Origin of the sequence: Burkholderia sp. MSMB0856 (genome assembly GCF_001524645.2) — a bacterium.
GTDB classification, from domain to species: Bacteria; Pseudomonadota; Gammaproteobacteria; order Burkholderiales; family Burkholderiaceae; genus Burkholderia; species Burkholderia diffusa.
In genome coordinates, this window is record NZ_CP013429.1 from 252,683 (window position 1) to 270,693 (window position 18,011).

Consider the following 18,011-nt stretch of genomic DNA (forward strand, 5'->3'; position numbering starts at 1 on the left):
TCGAGGTCGCCGGGTATCAGGCCGGACTCAGCCATACGGTCGCGAGCGGCGGCAGGCGCAACGCGGCCGACCACGACTCGCCGTGCGCGGGCACGGCTTCCGCCCACACGGCGCCGTCGTTGCCGGCATTTGTGCCGCCGTACACGGCCGCATCGGTGTTCATCAGTTCGCGCCACTGGCCGGGCGCGGGCAGCCCGATGCGATAGCCGGCGCGCGGCACCGGCGTGAAGTTGCTGACCGCGACCACGAGGCGTCCGACGTCGTCGCGGCGCGCGAACGCGAATACGCTGTTGTCGCGATCGTCGCCGATCAGCCACGCGAAGCCTTCCGCGTGGCAGTCGAGCGCATGCAGCGCCGGTTCGGCCGCGTACACGCGGTTCAGATCGCGCACGAGCCGTTGCACGCCGCGGTGCGCGGGCGCGTCGAGCAGGTCCCAGTGCGGCGTCGCGTCGTGCGCGAACTCGGCCCATTGCGCGAATTCGCTGCCCATGAACAGCAGCTTCTTGCCGGGATGCGCCCACATGAAGCCGAAGTACGCGCGCAGCGTGGCGAGTCGCTGCCACGCATCGCCGGGCATCTTCGCGGCGAGCGAGCCCTTGCCGTGCACGACCTCGTCGTGCGACAGCGGCAGCACGAAGCGCTCGGAGAACGCATAGACGAGCCCGAACGTCATCCGGTCGTGGTGATAGCGGCGATGGATCGGATCCTCGCGCAGATACGCGAGCGTGTCGTGCATCCAGCCCATGTTCCACTTGAAGTCGAAGCCGAGCCCGCCGTCGCCGGTCGACGCGGTGACGCCCGGCCACGCGGTCGACTCCTCCGCGAAGGTGACGACGCCCTGCGGCGCGAGCGCGCCGTGCAGCGTGTCGTTCAGCGTGCGCAGGAACGCGACGGATTCGAGATTCTCGCGCCCGCCATGCACGTTCGGCACCCATTCGCCTTCCTTGCGCGAATAGTCGCGGTACAGCATCGACGCGACCGCGTCGACGCGGATTCCGTCGACGTGATAGCGCCGTGCCCATGCGAGCGCCGACGCGACGAGGAACGCGCCGACCTCGTTGCGCCCGAGGTTGAACACGCAGGTGTTCCAGTCTGGATGCATGCCTTCGCGCGGATCGGCGTGCTCGTACAGCGCGCTGCCGTCGAATTGCGCTAGGCCGTGCGGATCGTTGGGGAAGTGCGCGGGCACCCAGTCGACGATCACGCCGATGCCGGCCGCATGCGCGCGGTCGACGAAGCGCGCGAAGCCGTCGACCGGCCCGAAACGCGCGGACGGCGCGAACTGCGCGAGCGGCTGGTAGCCCCATGAGCCGCCGAACGGATACTCTGAAATCGGCATGAATTCGACGTGCGTGAAGCCCATGCCGTGCACGTACGGGATCAGCCGCTCGGCGAGCTCGTCCCAGGTCGCGCTGCGGTCCATTTCCTCGGGCACGCGCTGCCACGACTCCGCGTGCACCTCGTAGATCGACCACGGGATGCGGAAGCGGCGGTCCGCGTGCGGCCGCGCGTGCAGCCAGCTGTCGTCGTGCCACGCGAACGCGTCGAGCGCCGCCGTGTCGGCGACGATGGACGCGGTGCGCGGCGGCGCCTCGGTCGCGCGCGCGCACGGATCGGCCTTGTGCGGCAGCACGCGTCCGTCGCTCGCGCACAGCTCGTATTTGTAGTGCTCGCCGGCGCCGATGCCCGGCACGAACAGCTCCCATACGCCCCACGGCCGCCGCAGCCGCATCGGATGCCGCCGGCCGTCCCATGTGTTGAAGTCGCCGACCACCGACACGCGTTGCGCGTTCGGCGCCCATACCGCGAAGCGCACGCCGTCGACGCCGTCGATGCGCGCGGGCGTCGCGCCGAGGCAGTCGAGCACGGCGGCCGGGTCGCCGGCCGCGAAACGCGCGAGCGCCGCGTCGTCGAGCAGCATGCCGAACGCATAGGCGTCGTCGGTCACCTGGCGCGTGTCGGGCCAGTCGATCGCGAGCCGGTAATGGCCGTCGTGCGCGAGCGTCCCCGCGAAACAGCCGGCGTCGTTGACGCACGCGAGCGTGCCGAGTTCGTCGCCGTCGGGCGTCACCGCACGCACGCGCCGCGCGCCGGGCAGCAGCGCACGCACGACGATCCGCCCGGCATCCCCGTGCGGGCCGAGGCACGCGAACGGGTCCGGATGGCGGCCGGCGAGCAGCGCATCGATATCGCGGCGGTCGAACAGCGTGTCGGTCATCGGGTGCCTCCGTTGTCGGGTGTGCGGTCCGCGTCGAGCAGGCGTTCGACGAGCGCGGCGAGCCCGCCGACCGGCACGCCGAGCCAGTCGGGGCGGTTCGCGGCCTCGTAGCAGAGTTCGTACGACGCCTTGTCGATCAGGAACAGCGCGAGCAGGCGATCGGCGTAGCGCGGGTCGACGAAGCGTTCGGGCGCCTGGTCGGCGGCCGCGCGATAGCATTCGACGAAGCGGTCGGCGGCGGCCTGCCCGAAGCGGTCGAACAGCGCACGCTTGCGGCCGGCCGCCTGCGGCGGCGCCTTTTCGATCGCGAACTGCGCGGTCGCGCTCACGTACGACAGCGAGCGCAGGAAGCCGGCCACGTCGCGCAGCGGATGCGACTTCGCGCGGCGCCGCTCGAGCGGCCGCGCGGGCTCGCCCTCGAAGTCGATCAGCAGCGCGTCGCCCTGCACGTCGAGCACCTGGCCGAGATGGAAATCGCCGTGAATCCGCGTGCATTGCGCGTCGAGCGTGCGCGGCACCAGTTCGCCGAGCGCCTGCACGGCGGCGTCGCGCGACGCGAGCAGCGTGTCGGCGGCGGCGCGCATGGCCGCATCGAGCGCATCGAGCCGCGTGGCCAGCACGTCGAGTGCGTGCCTGAACGACGCGATCGCGTCGAGGCACCAGCCGTCGACGTGTTCGGGCGTCGCGCGCTCCGGCGTGAAGGCCGGGTCGTCGGACGGCTGCGCGAGCGCGACGTGCAGCTGGCCCAGCCGCGTGCCGACGATGCCCGCGAACGCCGCGTAGCCGAGCAGCGCGTCCGGCTCCTCGTCCGGCTCGGCCGCTTCGCCGTCGGCGACGGCGGGCAGCGCGAGCTCGTCGACCGCGCGTTTCAGGAAGTCGAACGAACGCGTCCAGGCGTCGCCCTGGTTGTCGACGTAGCGCTGCAGGATCGCGACCGTATGCGGCGAACCGTCCGGATCGACGTGCACGACTTCGCCGGCGAGCGTCGCGGTGTTCGCATAGCCGATCCGCGTCAGGTGGCGGCTCATTTCCGCTTCTGGATGGATGCCGTGCGCGACCTTGCGCACGAGCTTCAGCACGATCTGGTCGCCGATCACGAGCGAGCTGTTGCTCTGCTCGGCCGCGAGCCAGCGCACCTCGGCGTCGTCGCCGGGGTCGAGCGCGGCGAGCGCATGTTCGGGCAGGAAGTCGAGGCGGCCGCCGTCGGACGTCGGCACCGTCGCGCCGTCGCGCAGCTTGCGCAGCATCCCGCGCGCGAACGCGGGCAGCGCGAACGCGTCGGTCAGGTAGCCGACCGTGTGGCCGCGCCGCACGCGCGCGAGCGCGAGCTGCGCGAACAGCGGATGCGACGTCTCGCCGCCCCACGCGGCGGCCAGCGGCACGACGTAGCGTTCGACGCCGCCGTCGCTCGCGGAAACCCATGCCTCCGCGTACTGGAACGGCTCGTCCGGCATCGGCGTGACGACATTCAGCCACGCATCGCCTATCTTGCGGTCCTTCGACGCGAACCAGCGCCGCCGCGCGAGCCACGACGCGAGCGCATCGTGCGCGAGCGTATGCAGCTGCCCGACGTCGGGCCGCACGTCGCCGCGCCGCATCACGATCGTCACGTATTCGGGCAGCGGCTCCGCGTGCGGCTGCCGCCACGACGGCTCGCGGCCGTGCTCGGACAGCACGAACCACAGGAAGCCGTACGGCGGAAAGGTGAGCAGGTAAGTGAGCTGCCCGATCGGCGGAAACGCCGAGTCCGACGTCATCTCGATCGGCACGCGGCCCGCGAATTCGGACAGGTCGAGTTCGACCGCCTGCGACGAGCGCGACAGGTTCGCGACGCACAGCACCGTCTCGTGGCCTTCGAGTTCGCGCAGGTACGCGAGCACCTTGCGGTTCTCCGGGCGCAGGAAGCGGATCGTGCCGCGCCCGAACGACTGCGTCGCGCGGCGCGTCGACAGGATGCGGCGCGTCCAGTTCAGCAGCGAATGCGGGTCGCGCGTCTGCGCCTCGACGTTGACCGCGTCATAGCCGTACAGCGAGCCCATCACGGGCGGCAGCACCAGCAGTTCCGGGTCCGCGCGCGAGAAGCCGCCGTTGCGGTCCGACGACCATTGCATCGGCGTGCGCACGCCGTCGCGGTCGCCGAGGTGGATGTTGTCGCCCATCCCGAGTTCGTCGCCGTAATAGATCACCGGCGTGCCGGGCATCGACAGCAGCAGCGAGTTGATCAGCTCGATGCGGCGCCGGTCGCGCTCCATCAGCGGCGCGAGGCGGCGCCGGATGCCGAGGTTGATCCGCGCGCGCCGATCGGACGCGTAGGTCTGCCAAAGAAGGTCGCGCTCGGAATCGGTCACCATCTCGAGCGTCAGCTCGTCGTGATTGCGCAGGAACACGGCCCACTGGTTGCTCGGCGCGAGCGCGGGCGTCTGTCGCATGATGTCGACGATCGGGAAGCGGTCCTCGCTCGCGATCGACATGTAGATGCGCGGCATCAGCGGGAAGTGGAACGCCATGTGGCATTCGTCCTCGCGGCCGAAGTATTCCTGCACGTCCTCCGGCCACTGGTTCGCTTCCGCGAGCAGCATGCGGTTCGGATACTCGGCGTCGATCGTCGCGCGGATGCGCTTCAGGATCGCGTGCGTCTCCGGCAGGTTCTCGTTGTTGGTGCCTTCGCGCTCGACCAGGTACGGCACCGCATCGAGCCGCAGCCCGTCGATGCCGAGATCGAGCCAGAATCGCATCACCTGGAGCACCTCGCGCACGACGGCCGGATTGTCGAAGTTCAGGTCCGGCTGGTGCGAGTAGAAGCGGTGCCAGTAATACTGGCCGGCGATCGGGTCGTGCGTCCAGTTCGACGTTTCGGTATCCAGAAAGATGATCCTCGTGCCGGCGTATTTCGTGTCGGTGTCGGACCACACGTAGTAGTCGCGATGCATCGAGCCGGGCTTCGCGCGCCGCGCGCGCTGGAACCACGGATGCTGGTCCGACGTGTGGTTGATCACCAGTTCGGTGATCACGCGGATGCCGCGCGCGTGGGCTTCGCGGATGAAGCGCCGCACGTCGGCCAGCGTGCCGTAGTCGGGATGCACGTCGCGATAGTCGGCGATGTCGTAGCCGTCGTCGCGGCGCGGCGACGGGTAGAACGGCAGCAGCCAGATCGTGTCGACGCCCAGCTCGGCGATGTAGTCGAGCTTCATGATCAGGCCGGGGAAGTCGCCGATCCCGTCGTTGTTCGAGTCGTAGAACGACTTCACGTGCACCTGATAGATGATCGCGTCCTTGTACCACAGCGGATCGTCCGCGCAGAGCGCGGGCGCGCGGCGCCGCGACCGGCGCCGGCGCGGCGTGCCGGCCGGTGCGAGCGACGGAAACTGCGCGCGGCGCACGTCGTCGAGGGAGTCTTCGCGTTTCATCATGCGTGTGCTCCGGAAGGGTATCGGGCGTCGCCCGGCTCGGGCGCCGCCGCTCGCGCGGCGCCGGGGGACGGCGAGAGCCGCCAGATCGCATACGGCCGCACGTGCGGGTCGAGCGACACGTACTGGCGATGCCCGCGCCAGGTTTCGGCATGCGCGGCGTCCTGTTCGAGCGCGTCGAGCGGTTCGCCGTCGACGAGCCCGAAGCCGCGCCACAGCGACGCGTCGAGCGTGAAATTCGCGGCCTGCGGATGCCACGGGTCGAGGCTGATCGCGATCGCGACGACGCTGTCGTGCGCGGGCGTCGCCTTTATGAACACGAGCACCTGATCGTTGTCCGCGTCGGCGAACGTGAGGCCGAGGTGGGTCTGCAGCGCCGGATGCTCGCGCCGCGCGCGGTTCAGCCGCGCGATTTCGGCGCCGATGTGCGCGGCCTTGTTCCAGTCGCGCGCGCGTATTTCGTATTTCTCCGCATCCGCGTATTCCTCGCTGTCGGGCAGCGGCGCCGATTCGCCGATCTCGAAGCCCGAATACAGGCCCCACGACCCGGCGAGCGTCGCCGCGAGCGCCGCGCGGATCACGAACTGCGAGCGCGGCGCGTTCTGCAGGTGGCGCGGATTGATGTCGGGCGTGTTCACGAAGAAGTTCGGCCGGAAGAACTCGCGGGGTGGGCCGGCCGTCAGCTCGGTCAGGTAATCGATGAACTCGCGCTTCGTCTCGCGCCACGTGAAATACGTGTACGACTGCGAGAAGCCGACCTTCGCGAGCCGGTACATCATCCCCGGCCGCGTGAACGCCTCCGACAGGAACACGACGTCCGGATGCTTGCCGCGCACGTCGGCGATCATCCATGCCCAGAACGGCAGCGGCTTCGTGTGCGGATTGTCGACGCGAAAAATCCGCACGCCCGCGTCGACCCAGAACAGCACCGCGTCGCGCAGCGCGAGCCACAGGTCGGGCTGCGCATCCGGCGCGTAGAAGTCGGGATTCACGATGTCCTGGTAGCGCTTCGGCGGATTTTCCGCGAAGCGCAGCGAGCCGTCGGGCCGCCATGCGAACCAGCCCGGATGCGCGGCGAGCCACGGATGGTCGGGCGAGCACTGGATCGCGAAGTCCAGCGCGATCTCGAGCCCTTGCGCGCGCGCCGCATCGACCAGCGTGCGGAACGACGCGAGCGTGCCGAGCTGCGGATGCACGGCCGTGTGGCCGCCGTCGGGCGAGCCGATCGCGTACGGGCTGCCGACGTCGTCCGGGCCGGCCTTCAGCGTGTTGTTGCGGCCCTTGCGCGCGGTCGTGCCGATCGGATGGATCGGCGGGAAATACAGCACGTCGAAGCCCATGTCGCGGATGCGCGGCAACTGCGCGATCACGTCGTCGAACGTGCCGTGCCGGTGCGGGTCGTTGCTCGCCGAGCGCGGGAACATCTCGTACCAGCTCGAGAAGCGCGCGGCGCGGCGCTCGACCTCGACGGGATAGACGGTCTTGTCGTGCGTGGCGAACGGGCGGTAGCGCAGCGCCGCGTATGCGTCGGCCAGCGCGGGGGCGCCGATCAGTGCGAGCCGGTGTTCGTGCGACGCGTCCTTGAAGTCGGCCGCCAGCTGCTCCATCTGCCGGACCGCGCGCAGATCGGCGGGCGCGGCGCGCTTCAGTGCGGTCGCGAGCAGCAGCTCCGCTTCGCGCACTTCCAGCGTCACGTCCTGGCCGGCCGCGTGCTTCTTCGCGATGTCGGTGGCGAGCGAGCCCCAGTCGTCGCGCCACGCGATCACGCGGAACGCATGGCGGCCGAGCCGGTCGAGCGCGATGCGCGCGTGCCAGCGATCGTTCGGCTCCGCGACGAACGGCACTTCGCGCCAGTCGTCCTCGTCGTCCGCGCGCCATTGCAGCGCGGCCGCGAGATGCGCGTGGCCGTCGGAGAAGATCGATGCGTGCACAACCAGTGTTTCGCCGATCACGCGCTTGATCGCGAAGCGGCCGCCGTCCACGGCCGGCTCGACGCGCTCGATCGCGATCCGGTCGGCCGCGAGCGCGGCGGACAGCGCGGTGCGCTCGTCGGCGGCATCGGCGCGCGTGGTCGCGGGTGGCGCGTGCGACGCGTCGAGCAACGCATGACCGCCGGGTTCGAGCGTGAAGGCGGGCAGCGCGACGAGCGCGTGCCGATGCGGTCCGTCCGGTGTCGCGACGTGCGTGAAGCCGCCCGGCACGCCGGGCAGGATCGCGGCGGGATCGACCGGCGCTTCGGCATCGAGATCGGGATTCAGCACGATCAGCAGTGCCGCGTCGTCGTGCTCGAGCGACGGGCCGGTGCCGCGCAACAGCGCGGTCGCGGCTGCGGCGGGCGCGCTCAGTTGCGCGATTTCGCCGCGCTCGGCCGCGAGCGGCGTCGCGCGGCGCCATGCGTTCGCGTCGGCGATCGCGCCGGACAGGTCGAAGCGCGCATCGTCGAACGCGGCGCGATAGCGCGTGGCGTCCGCATCGCGCGCCATCAGCGGCAGCGTGACGCCGCGCTCGAAGCCCATCGGCACGAGCCAGCCGGTGCCGAGCGCCGCCGCGGTCCACAACGCGCGGCGATACGCGCGGGCGAGCGTCTCGTCCGGTGCGTCGTGCCAGTCGTCGGCGAGACGCGGGCCGTCGTAGGCGTCGGGAAACGCGATCGGCGAGCCGATGCGCCGCAGCAGCCGGTGTTCGTCCGCGAACCACGGCGAGCGCAGATCCCACCAGCGTGCCGACGAGAACACCGCGTCGAAGCCGGCCGCCTCGAATTGCGCGAGCGCGTCGCGCGCATGGCCGGGCACGCCGGCCAGCACGGCGACGTCAGGGCGCGCGCGACGCAGCGCCGCGCGCCAGCCGGGCCACCACGCGGCCGGCAGATGATGTGGCGCGTCGATCAGGAAGCCGGCCGCGCCGGCGTCCGCGAACGCGGCGAGATGCGCGCACCACCACGCGGCGAGCGCGTCGTGTGTCGCGTCCTCGCCGACCTGTGCATGCGCGACGTCGAGTTCATGCGCGGCGCGACGCGGATCGATCAGCGCGTCGTCGTGCGAGCGCTCGACGTACCAGTCCGGATGCTCGGCGCGCAGCGGATTGTCGCGCGCGATGCGGTCCGGTATCACTTCGAGCATCACGCGCAGCCCGTGGCCGTGCGCGATCTGCGCGAGCCGCGAGAAGGTCTCGAGTGCGCCGGCGCGCGTCGCGAACGTCGCGGCCGGCCGGTGGAAGTCGGCGACATGACGCGGAAAACCCGCGACGCTGGCGGCCCAGAAGCCGCCAATCAGCACGTGATCGAAGCCCATGCCCGCGATGTGGGCAAACGTGTCGGGCCATACGTCGAGCGGACCGACGAGGCGGGCGTCGCAGAAGTAGAGGTGTGGGGCGAAGGGCGGCGTGACGTTCATGGAGTGGCGTGGGCGGGCGGCGGCGAACGGTAACGGCCGTGCGCCGCAACCCGCGTGCCTGCGACGCGGCGCCACGCGCGGCAACGTGCGTGCGGGACGCCGGATGCGGAACCCCTGTCGTTTTTACACGAGCGCTGTACGGTCGCTGCATCGCGCGCCGGGCGGCGCCGGCGCATTCGGCGCCGTCACATGCGCGGAATCGAGCGGATGTCCGAACTGTCGCCGGTGGCCGGATCGGCGTCTGCTTCGGGAAGCGGCGCTCCGGGGTCGTAACGCACCGGCGTGCCGCGCTCGATCCGGTGCGCGAACGGCGGCGGAGGATCGACGTCGTCGCCAAAGCGCGCCCGCACGAATGCGCGCAGCAGCGCGGTTCGTCCATCGGGCGCGCGCGCCGCGCAGGTCGACGGGCCGTCGATGAAGCATGCGTCGCATTCGACGCCGTCGCCGCGCCGTGCGATCCGCAGGTCGCCGACGCGATCGAGCACCGCTCCCGCGTCGGCCCACGACGCCGACGGCGCGAAAGGCGCGTCGAGGCGCCGCAACGCGTCGCACGCGGCGGTCACGATCAGTTGCGGCTCGACGGCCGTGAAGCACAGCGTATCTTCGTCGTCCGCGCACAACGCGCGCGCGCACCAGTAGTCGAGGGCCGTTCCGGCGAGTTCGTCGGTTCGCATGGGCAAGCTCCGTCAGGGTTCGTCAGCGCGGTGGGGCGCGTGCGCAAGCGGCGTGCCAGGCCCTATGACCTCACACGCATTCGCGCGACGAGCGGGTAATGATCCGACGCGTGCCGGGCCAGCATGCTGCGATGCACGTTCACGTCGACCAGCAATTCGCCCGGATGAATCCAGATGCGGTCGAGCGAGAACACCGGGCACAGCGTCGGGAACGTGCGCGGCGCCGGCGCGCGGCGAAACCGCGTGACCAGCGTCTGCAGCGCGCGGCCGCGCACGAACCATTCGTTGATGTCGCCCATCAGGATCACCGGCATCGCGCCGGTGTCGAACGCGGCGAGCAGCCGCTGCACCTGCGCGCTGCGTTCGTTCGCCGACAGCCCGAGATGGGTCGCGACCACGCGCAGCGTGCCCGCGCCGCAGTCGATGTCCGCATCGAGCGCGCCGCGCGGCTCACGCTGGTGGAACGACAGGTCGAGCGTGCGCGCCGCGCGGATCGGGCAGCGCGACAGCACGGCATTGCCGTAGCGGCGCTCCGGCGTGTCGATGGTCGGACCGGCCGCCGCGTGCATGCCGGTCGCGTCGCGCAGGTGCGCGAGCACGTCGGGCGCGCGCGACCCGCCGAGCGGCACCTCCTGCAGCGCGATCACGTCCGCGTCGAGTTCGTGGATGACTGCCGCGATCCGGTCGGCCGCGCGCGCGGGCCATGCGCCGTAGCCGCCGCGGATGTTGTACGTCGCGATCCGCAGGTCGCGCCCGCCGGGCGCGGAGGCGGGCGGGCCGTCCGACGTGACGATGTCCGGCGGCGGGGCCGGCTGCCGGCTCAGCGCCACCGTCGTAGTACCCTGACGAGCAGCACCGACACGCCGACCAACGCGACGCCGATCGCCGCGAGCCACGCGAACGCGCGGGGCCCGGGATGGCTGAACGCGGCGGTCAGCTGGTGCGCGAACGTGACGGTCAGCACGATGCCGGGCAGCATGCCGATCGCGGTGCCGACCAGGAAGTCGCGCAGGCCGATGTGTGATGCGCCCGCAACGAGGTTCACGATCGTGAACGGCGCGACCGGCAGCAGCCGCAGCACGGCCATCGCGACCACGCCGCGCCGGCCGATGTGTTCGCTGAGCCGGTTCGCGCGCGCGCCGGCGAGCCGGCGCACCGCGTCGCGTCCGAGCCAGCGGCCGATTCCATAAGTCACGGCGGCGGCCGCCATCGTGCCGGCGGACGCATACGCGAAACCCGGCCACGCGCCGAACACGAGGCCCGTGACGGTGATCAGCAGCGTGATCGGCACCGACAGCGTCGCCGCGACCACGTAGCCGGCCAGCAGCAGCGCGGGTGCGCCCGGCAGTTGCGCGGCGTGGGCGGCCGCATGTGCGAGCGACGCGACGTTCAGCGCCTTGCCGAGCGGCGAGAAGCGCCACGCGAGCGCGAGTGCGGCGATCAGCAGCACGGCCGCGCCGAGCACGAAAAAGCGCGCGGTCAGCGAGCGGTGCTGTTCGCGCGGCACGAACTCGCGGACGAACCGGTCCGGCTCGATCGGCTGTTCGGGGTCGAGCCGCGCGCTGACCGGCACCAGCGCATCGAGCTGCGGCGCTACCGCCGGGTCGAGCGTGCGCAACGTGCGGCCCGGTTTCGCGCGCAACAGGTCGAGCGCGGCGTTCGGCCGGCCGGCTTCCGCGAACGCGGCGGCCACTGCCGCCGGCGTCGTGCCGAGATGTTCGGCCAGCAGGCGATCGCGCAGCCCGGCGACCGCGGCACGGATGCGCGTTTCGCCGGCCGCGACGAGCGCGATGCAGCATTCGGTGTCGAGCACCATCGACCGGTTGTTCAGGTTCGCGCTGCCGATCACGATGCATTCGTCGTCGACGATCTGGATCTTGCTGTGCACGTTCACGCACGTGTCGCCGAGGCCGTCGACATGCGGATACAGCAGCCGGTAGCGGTCGAAGCGGTCGGCGGCTTGGAGCGTCGCGTGCAGCCGCGCGCGCAGCACGCCCATCGTCGCTTCCTGCAGCCAGCCGCTCTGCACGCGCGGCGCGACGACCGTCACGTCCGGCCCGCGCGCGTCGGCCAGCCGCGCGGACAGCGTCTCGCGCACCACCGTCGCGGTGAAATACTGGTTTTCGATGTACAGGTGGCGGCGCGCGGCGCGGATCGTATCCTCGACCAGCGCGCGCACCTGCCGCACGGGCTCGCGACCGCGGTGGCCCGGCGCCGTATACGCGATGCCGAGCCGCACGTCGCGCATGTCGACGCGCGCGCCGGGCGGCCACGGATCGACGTCTTCGTCACGCTCGAGATGCCGCTGCGCGCGGATCGCGATCGGACGTCCGCAAGCATTGAGCCAGCGCGAGCGTGCCTGCTCGCCGATCGCGGCGGCCGCGTCGCCGTCGAACATCGCCTGCACGTCGTGAAACGGCCCGTACGGCATCCCGCGTGCATCGCGGCGGCGCGGGTCGTCGGCCGCGTGCGCGGGCGTATCCCAGCGCTCGCGCGTCAGGTCGAGCCCGCCGACGAACGCGAGCCGGTCGTCGATCACGACGAGCTTCTGGTGATGCGACGCGCCGCGCGGATGCGTGTCGTCGAGCCGGAAGCGGATGCCGCGATGCGCACGCCACGCGGCGCGATAGACGGGGGGCCAGTCGCGCTCCAGCGCGTAGATCATCGCGAAGTCCCACGCGAGCACGTAGATGCGCAGGTTGTGCCGCGCGGCCGCGAGCGCGTGCAGGAATGCGGCGAGCGTGTCGGGCAGGCCGTCGCCGGGGTCGGTGGGCGACAGATGCATCTGGCTGTCGACGTCCCAGCCGACGATGAAGACGGTGTGGCGCGCCCGCCGCAGTGCGGCGCGCAGCGTCGCGAAATATGCGTCGCCGTCCACCAGCATCGCGAAGCGGTCCGCATCGCGGATCGTGTCGCAGTTGCGACCGCATTCGAGCAGCCCGTGTCTTGCCGGCTCGTCCGTGTGCGAGGGGGCGGCAACCGCGTCGTCGGGGCCTGCCGTCGCGAATGCGGTGCGCGGCATGCGGTCCGGCACGATCATCGGGCATCGACGTCCGGGTCGCCGTCGATGCGTTGCAGCAGCGCGTCGCAACGCGCGCGCAGCGCCAGCAGTTCCGGCGAATCGGCGTCGATCCGGATGCGTTCGCCGCTGTCGGGATCGCCGTAAGCGGCCGCGATCTCGTAGATGCCTTGCGCGATCGTGGTGGACGCGTTCGCGATCCGGATCCGGTCGAGCCAGCCGCATTCGGCGTGACGGCACGCGAGCCATGCGCGCAGCGCGCCGACCACCTGGCTGGTCGTGAGCCATGTGCCGCTGCGCATGCGCGCGGCCAGCTGACTCGTCACGAGGTAGGAGAGCAGTTCGGTCTGGGTCACGCGAAACTCCTTGACGAGGTGTCGGGACTGCAGGTCCGCACGCCGGCGATGCCTTGCAGCGCTTCGCAGATCGCCGCAAATTCCGCGCCGCTCGTGCGCGAGAACGACACCGAGATGTCGTCGGTATCCGGATCGTCGTCGGACTGCTGGACGATGAACCGCTTCACGCGCACGCGGCCGGTGCCGAGCGTGTCGTGCAGCGTGCCGAGCGTCAGGCCGCCGCGCTCGACGACGAGCCGCAGCGTGCGCTGCTGCCGCTGCGCGATGAAGCGGCGCTCGATCGGCTTCACGCCCGCGAGGATCGCGAGCACGATCGCCGTCGCGCCGATCGACCCGACGTACATGCCGCCGCCCGCCGCGAGGCCGACGCCGGCCACCGCCCAGAGGCTCGCGGCCGTCGTCAGTCCGCGCACGACTTCGCCGCGCAGCAGGATCGAGCCGGCGCCGAGAAAGCCGATGCCCGAGACCACCTGCGCCGCGACCCGCGACGGATCGAGCACGACGCCGTTTTGCCCGCGCACGTCTTCGAAGCCGAAGGTGGAGACGAGCATCACGAGCGCCGAGCCGACGCACACCAGCATGTGCGTGCGCAGGCCGGCGGCCCAGTTGAGCCGTTCGCGTTCGAGCCCGACCACGCTGCCGAGCAGCGCGGCGAGCAGCAGGCGTCCGAGGAGTTCCAAATGGCCGATCATCGTGGCCTCCCTTTTTTGTCTGGCGTTCCGGAGCGGTCCGTGCGCAAAAGGGACGCAAGGTGCGTGCCGGGCGGCCGGACAGCGGGCACGGCGTGTGCGCGGGGGGCCGACGGCGCGTGCGGCGATCGTGCGGCGCGCATTTTTTTCATCGCCATCGCAGATAAGCACAGGGGGCCAGCATGCAGCATCAACAGGACGCACAGGTGCGCGACCCGTATCGCGGCCACGAGATTCGCGTCTGGGCGCGGCGCAACGCGCGCGGCGCGTGGGATGACGAAGTGCAGGTGTATGTCGACGGCGCGCGCATCGAGCTCTACGTGCCGGAGCCGGACGGCCTGGAATGGAAGACGGAGGACGAGGCGCTGCGCGCGGGCGTCGAGCGCGGGCGTTATCTGGTCGACAAGCGCGTCGACGACGATTGATCCGACCCGACCGGCGCGGCCGGATGCGTGCACGCGGCGCGACGAGCCGACGAAGGTGGCGCCGGAAGGCCGGCGCCGCGGGTCAGGCGGACGATTCGGGCATTACGGCCGTGCCGCGACCTCGTCGAGGTGCCACAAGAGATCCGCCGGATCGTCATACACGCGCAGCGCGCCCGCGCGTTCCAGCTCGTCGCTGCCGTAACCGCCCGACAGCAGCCCGACGCCCAGCGCGCGGCAGCGGCTCGCGGCGAGCATGTCCCAGATGCTGTCGCCGACCACCACCGTATGCTCGATCGGCACGTTCAGCTTCGCGGCGGCCGTCAGGAACAGATCGGGATCCGGCTTCGCATACTTGACCTGATCGCGCGTGACGACCACGTTCTTCGCCGGATCGACGCCGAGCGCCTCGAGGTTGATGGCGGCCGTTTCCATCCGCCCGCTGGTTGCGATCGCCCAGCGGATGCCCGCGCTCGACAGCGCGGCCAGCAACTCGCGCGCGCCCGGCAGCGGCCGGACCTGCGCGCGCAGCCGCTGGTACGCGGCCGCATGCAGCCGCGCGAGCCGTTCGACGCGCTCGGCGTCGATGTCGCCGGCCGTCTCGCGCAGCAGCTGGTTCAGGAACAGGCCGCCGCTCATCCCGATCTTGCGGTGGATGCGCCACACCGACAGCTCGATGCCCTCGGCATCGAGCGCTTCCTTCCATGCGAGCACGTGCTGGTAGACGCTGTCGACGAGCGTGCCGTCGAGATCGAACAGAAACGACGTTTCAATGCGCATGTGAATCTCCTGGCCCGATGAAATTCGGGCGAATCGTCCGCGAAAAGGCCTTCGACGCATTATCGGCGCGCGGCCGTGTCATCGCCATGTCCCGGCGGCGCGGCCGGCGGCGACGTGTCATTTGCCGCTGGTACAATCGCGCCGATGCGCCGGGCCGGCTGCCCGCGCCGCACGCGCCCCCAACCCTCGTCGAATTCCCGTATGGCAACTCCGGACGCCGTCAGTTCCGAACAGTCGTGGTGGGGCGTCCTGGCCCTGGCACTCACTGCCTTCATCTTCAACACCACCGAATTCGTGCCCGTCGCGCTGCTGAGCGCGATCGGCGACAGCCTGCGGATGCAGCCGACCGACGTCGGCCTGATGCTGACGATCTACGCGTGGGCCGTCGCGGTCGTGTCGCTGCCGTTGACGTTCGTCACGCGTCACGTCGAGCGGCGCAAGCTGCTGAGCTGCGCGCTGCTGGTGTTCATCGGCAGTCATGTCGTCACCGGCGTCGCGTGGAATTTCACGGTGCTGATGATCGGCCGGCTCGGCATCGCGTGCGCGCATGCGGTGTTCTGGTCGATTTCCGTCCCGCTGGCCGTGCGGCTCGCGCCGAGCGACCGGAAAAGCCGCGCGTTGAGCCTGCTCGCGATGGGCTCGGCGATCGCGATGGTCGCCGGCATTCCGCTCGGGCGCGTGATCGGCGAGGCGCTCGGGTGGCGCGTGACGTTCCTCGTGATCGGCGGCGCGGCAGCCGTCGCGCTGCTGATGCTGCGCATGACGCTGCCGGCGCTGCCGAGCCAGGGCGCCGGCTCGCTGTCCAGCATCGGCATGTTTCTCAGGAAGCCGGCGCTGGTATCGCTGTATGCGATCACCGTGCTGGTCGTGTCCGCGCATTTCACGTCGTACACGTACATCGAGCCGTTCGTGCAGAGCGTCAATCATGCGAGCAGCAGCCGGATTACCTACGTGCTGATCCTGTTCGGCGTCGCCGGCATGCCGGCCGCGGTCTGCTTCAACCGCGTGTTTCCGGAGCGGCCGGCCGATTTCCTGCTCGCGTCGATCATCGCGCTGTCGGCGTGTCTGTTGATCCTGTTCCCGAGCGCGCTGAACATCGTCACGCTGTCGGTTCACACGCTGGTGTGGGGCGGTGCGATCGTCTGCTTCGGGCTCGCGATGCAGGCGTGGGTGCTGAAGCTCGCGCCCGAGGCGACCGATCTCGCGGTGTCGATCTTTTCCGGGCTGTACAACGTCGGCATCGGTGCCGGCGCGCTGCTCGGCAACCATATCGCCGGGGATTTCGGCCTGCCGTGGATCGGCACGTTCGGCGGGGTGGTCGGGATCGTCTCTGCCGGGATCGCGTGGGCCGCGTTGCGGCTGCATGAGCGGCGGGCGATGGCGTAATCCGCCGTCGGTGGGGCTCGTCGCGCCGGATCCCCGTCGCATCGCGCTGCCGCAGTTTCGCGTCCCGCGGCGCACGCATGACCGCCGGCACGACCGATCGGGTGTAGCCTGAAACAAGGACACGCACCTCGGAGGCGCCATGGAACGGGAGTTGAAACTGCGGATTTCCGCAAAGGATCTCGACAAGCTGCGTCGCGCGCCGTTGCTCGCGCAATCCGGGCGCGCCAGCGCATCGCAACTGCTGACGAGCACCTATTTCGATACGCCCGCGCTCGGCGTGCACCGGTGCGCCGCTTCGCTGCGGGTGCGCGCGACCGGCGACGACAGGGTTCAGACGCTGAAGCTGGACGGGGCGGCGCAGGCCGGACTGTTCGACAGGAACGAGTTCGAAACGCCCGTCGATGGCGACGTCCCTGATCTCGCGCCGCTGCGGGAACGCATACCCGACGACAGCGACTGCGGCAGGCTCGTCCGCGACGAGGCGACGGCCGGCCAGCTCGAGCCGGTGTTCGTCACGCGGATCAGGCGGACGGTCTTTCCGCTGCGCCTGCCGTCCGGAGATGAGCTCGAGGTCGCGCTCGACAAAGGTACCGTGGAAGCGGAGTCGGGTTCGGTCCCGATCGCCGCCGTCGAACTGGAGCTGAAGCGCGGCGAGCCGGAAAGCCTGTACGGCGTCGCGCTGGCCATGCTCGACATCGTGCCATTGCGAATCGATCGCGAGAGCAAGGCCGATCTCGGCTACGGGCTCCTCGTCGGCGAGCACCGCGCGGCCGTCAAGGCGCGGCCGGTGCAACTGAAGAAACGCGATTCGATCGAAGACGCGTTCTGCCGTATCGCGCGCAACTGTCTGGACCAGGTCAACGCGAACGAACGTGGCGTCGCGTCCGGTCACGACCCGTCGTGCGTGCATCAGATGCGTGTGGGGCTGCGTCGTTTGCGCTCCGCTCTCGACCTGTTCGGGAAAGCGGTTCCCGCGTTTCCCGGCCTTGACGACGAACTGCGCTGGATCGCGTCGGAGTTGGGTACCGCGCGGGACTGGGAAGTGCTCGCGGGAACGACGCTCGAACAGGCCGGCGCGAACGGTCATCCGGACGAGGTTCGTGCGGCCCGCGACGCCTGCGAGCAGATTGCGGTCAGGAACCGGCAGCGCGCGGCCGCCGCAGTCGAATCGGTTCGCTACACGCGGCTCGCGCTGCAACTCGCGTCGTGGTTGAGCCGACGGGGGTGGCAAGCGGGGATGTCCGACGAACAGCGCGCGGCGATCGGTCGGCCGGCGAGGCGGTTTGCCACGGATGTCCTGCGTCGGCGGCATCGCAAGCTGATCGAACGTGGCAAGGGGCTGGCCGATCTCGACGATCGCCGTCGTCACCGCGCCCGCATCGCGGCGAAGAAGGTTCGATACGCGACGGAATTCTTCGCGTCGCTCTGTTCCAGGCGGACCGTCCGGCCCTACGTCGACGCGCTGACCGCGCTTCAGGACGATCTGGGCTGGCGCAACGATGCCGTGGTCGCGGAGCAGCTTCTGAAGGCGCTGCCTCGCACGGCGCCCGCCGCCGCGCCGGGCGCGGCCTTTGCGCGCGGTTTCCTGGCCGCCCGCGTGGCTGCCGATCGTCCGACGATGAGGAAGCTGTGGAAGCGCTTCAAGCGTCTTTCGCCACCGCACTGATC

Annotated in this window: 12 protein-coding genes; 3 read left to right on the forward strand and 9 right to left on the reverse strand. The window is 70.6% G+C overall.

The genetic code is table 11. The features are described from left to right. Window positions 1–16 precede the first annotated feature (16 nt). The 8 genes from glgB to WS87_RS29890 form a co-directional block, all read right to left on the reverse strand. Window positions 17–2,218 carry a 1,4-alpha-glucan branching protein GlgB gene (gene glgB / locus WS87_RS29855; protein ID WP_059816967.1) on the reverse strand — a complete coding sequence of 734 codons (2,202 nt, stop codon included), beginning with the start codon at window positions 2,216–2,218 and terminating at the stop codon, window positions 17–19. After that, window positions 2,215–5,625, reverse strand: coding sequence for a maltose alpha-D-glucosyltransferase (gene treS / locus WS87_RS29860; protein WP_059817358.1), 3,411 nt, complete (start codon window positions 5,623–5,625; stop codon window positions 2,215–2,217). Before treS ends, glgB begins: the two co-directional genes overlap by 4 nt. Beyond that, complete coding sequence (locus WS87_RS29865; protein ID WP_059816964.1) at window positions 5,625–9,017, reverse strand: maltotransferase domain-containing protein; 3,393 nt, start codon at window positions 9,015–9,017, stop codon at window positions 5,625–5,627. Before WS87_RS29865 ends, treS begins: the two co-directional genes overlap by 1 nt. Before the next feature lie 185 nt (window positions 9,018–9,202). After that, entirely contained in the window at window positions 9,203–9,691 is a 489-nt protein-coding gene (locus tag WS87_RS29870; protein ID WP_059816962.1) for a phage protein NinX family protein, read from the reverse strand. Between the two features lie 62 nt (window positions 9,692–9,753). After that, entirely contained in the window at window positions 9,754–10,521 is a 768-nt protein-coding gene (locus WS87_RS29875) for an endonuclease/exonuclease/phosphatase family protein (RefSeq protein ID WP_059816959.1), read from the reverse strand. After that, complete coding sequence (locus tag WS87_RS29880) at window positions 10,512–12,731, reverse strand: VTT domain-containing protein (protein WP_059816957.1); 2,220 nt, start codon at window positions 12,729–12,731, stop codon at window positions 10,512–10,514. Before WS87_RS29880 ends, WS87_RS29875 begins: the two co-directional genes overlap by 10 nt. After that, the gene (locus WS87_RS29885; RefSeq protein ID WP_059536895.1) at window positions 12,728–13,066 is read right to left on the reverse strand and encodes a hypothetical protein; all 339 of its coding nucleotides are present in this window, start codon (window positions 13,064–13,066) and stop codon (window positions 12,728–12,730) included. Before WS87_RS29885 ends, WS87_RS29880 begins: the two co-directional genes overlap by 4 nt. Then, window positions 13,063–13,758 carry an MgtC/SapB family protein gene (locus WS87_RS29890; protein ID WP_059536892.1) on the reverse strand — a complete coding sequence of 232 codons (696 nt, stop codon included), beginning with the start codon at window positions 13,756–13,758 and terminating at the stop codon, window positions 13,063–13,065. The genes WS87_RS29885 and WS87_RS29890 overlap by 4 nt, the downstream gene beginning before the upstream one ends. Before the next feature lie 179 nt (window positions 13,759–13,937). On the opposite strand from WS87_RS29890, the gene WS87_RS29895 reads away from it, so the two are divergent. Continuing rightward, window positions 13,938–14,180: a DUF6566 family protein gene (locus WS87_RS29895; RefSeq protein WP_059536889.1), complete on the forward strand. Its 243-nt coding sequence runs from the start codon at window positions 13,938–13,940 to the stop codon at window positions 14,178–14,180. A 102-nt stretch (window positions 14,181–14,282) separates the two neighbouring features. Here WS87_RS29895 and WS87_RS29900 read toward each other — a convergent pair whose 3' ends face one another. Next, the gene (locus WS87_RS29900; RefSeq protein WP_059816955.1) at window positions 14,283–14,957 is read right to left on the reverse strand and encodes an HAD family hydrolase; all 675 of its coding nucleotides are present in this window, start codon (window positions 14,955–14,957) and stop codon (window positions 14,283–14,285) included. Window positions 14,958–15,158: 201 nt separating this feature from the next. Between WS87_RS29900 and WS87_RS29905 the strand changes: the two genes are divergently transcribed. Further along, the gene (locus WS87_RS29905) at window positions 15,159–16,343 is read left to right on the forward strand and encodes a sugar transporter (RefSeq protein ID WP_059816953.1); all 1,185 of its coding nucleotides are present in this window, start codon (window positions 15,159–15,161) and stop codon (window positions 16,341–16,343) included. Window positions 16,344–16,482: 139 nt separating this feature from the next. Beyond that, window positions 16,483–18,009, forward strand: coding sequence for a CYTH and CHAD domain-containing protein (locus WS87_RS29910; RefSeq protein ID WP_059816951.1), 1,527 nt, complete (start codon window positions 16,483–16,485; stop codon window positions 18,007–18,009). Window positions 18,010–18,011 lie beyond the last annotated feature (2 nt).

Bases quoted from the DNA above. Each gene is read 5' to 3' on its own strand.
- WS87_RS29890 (WP_059536892.1), bottom strand. From the start codon at position 13,758: ATGATCGGCCATTTGGAACTCCTCGGACGCCTGCTGCTCGCCGCGCTG.
- treS (WP_059817358.1), bottom strand. From the start codon at position 5,625: ATGAAACGCGAAGACTCCCTCGACGACGTGCGCCGCGCGCAGTTTCCG.
- WS87_RS29905 (WP_059816953.1), top strand. From the start codon at position 15,159: ATGGCAACTCCGGACGCCGTCAGTTCCGAACAGTCGTGGTGGGGCGTC.
- WS87_RS29870 (WP_059816962.1), bottom strand. From the start codon at position 9,691: ATGCGAACCGACGAACTCGCCGGAACGGCCCTCGACTACTGGTGCGCG.
- WS87_RS29865 (WP_059816964.1), bottom strand. From the start codon at position 9,017: ATGAACGTCACGCCGCCCTTCGCCCCACACCTCTACTTCTGCGACGCC.
- WS87_RS29900 (WP_059816955.1), bottom strand. From the start codon at position 14,957: ATGCGCATTGAAACGTCGTTTCTGTTCGATCTCGACGGCACGCTCGTC.
- WS87_RS29895 (WP_059536889.1), top strand. From the start codon at position 13,938: ATGCAGCATCAACAGGACGCACAGGTGCGCGACCCGTATCGCGGCCAC.
- glgB (WP_059816967.1), bottom strand. From the start codon at position 2,218: ATGACCGACACGCTGTTCGACCGCCGCGATATCGATGCGCTGCTCGCC.
- WS87_RS29910 (WP_059816951.1), top strand. From the start codon at position 16,483: ATGGAACGGGAGTTGAAACTGCGGATTTCCGCAAAGGATCTCGACAAG.
- WS87_RS29880 (WP_059816957.1), bottom strand. From the start codon at position 12,731: ATGATCGTGCCGGACCGCATGCCGCGCACCGCATTCGCGACGGCAGGC.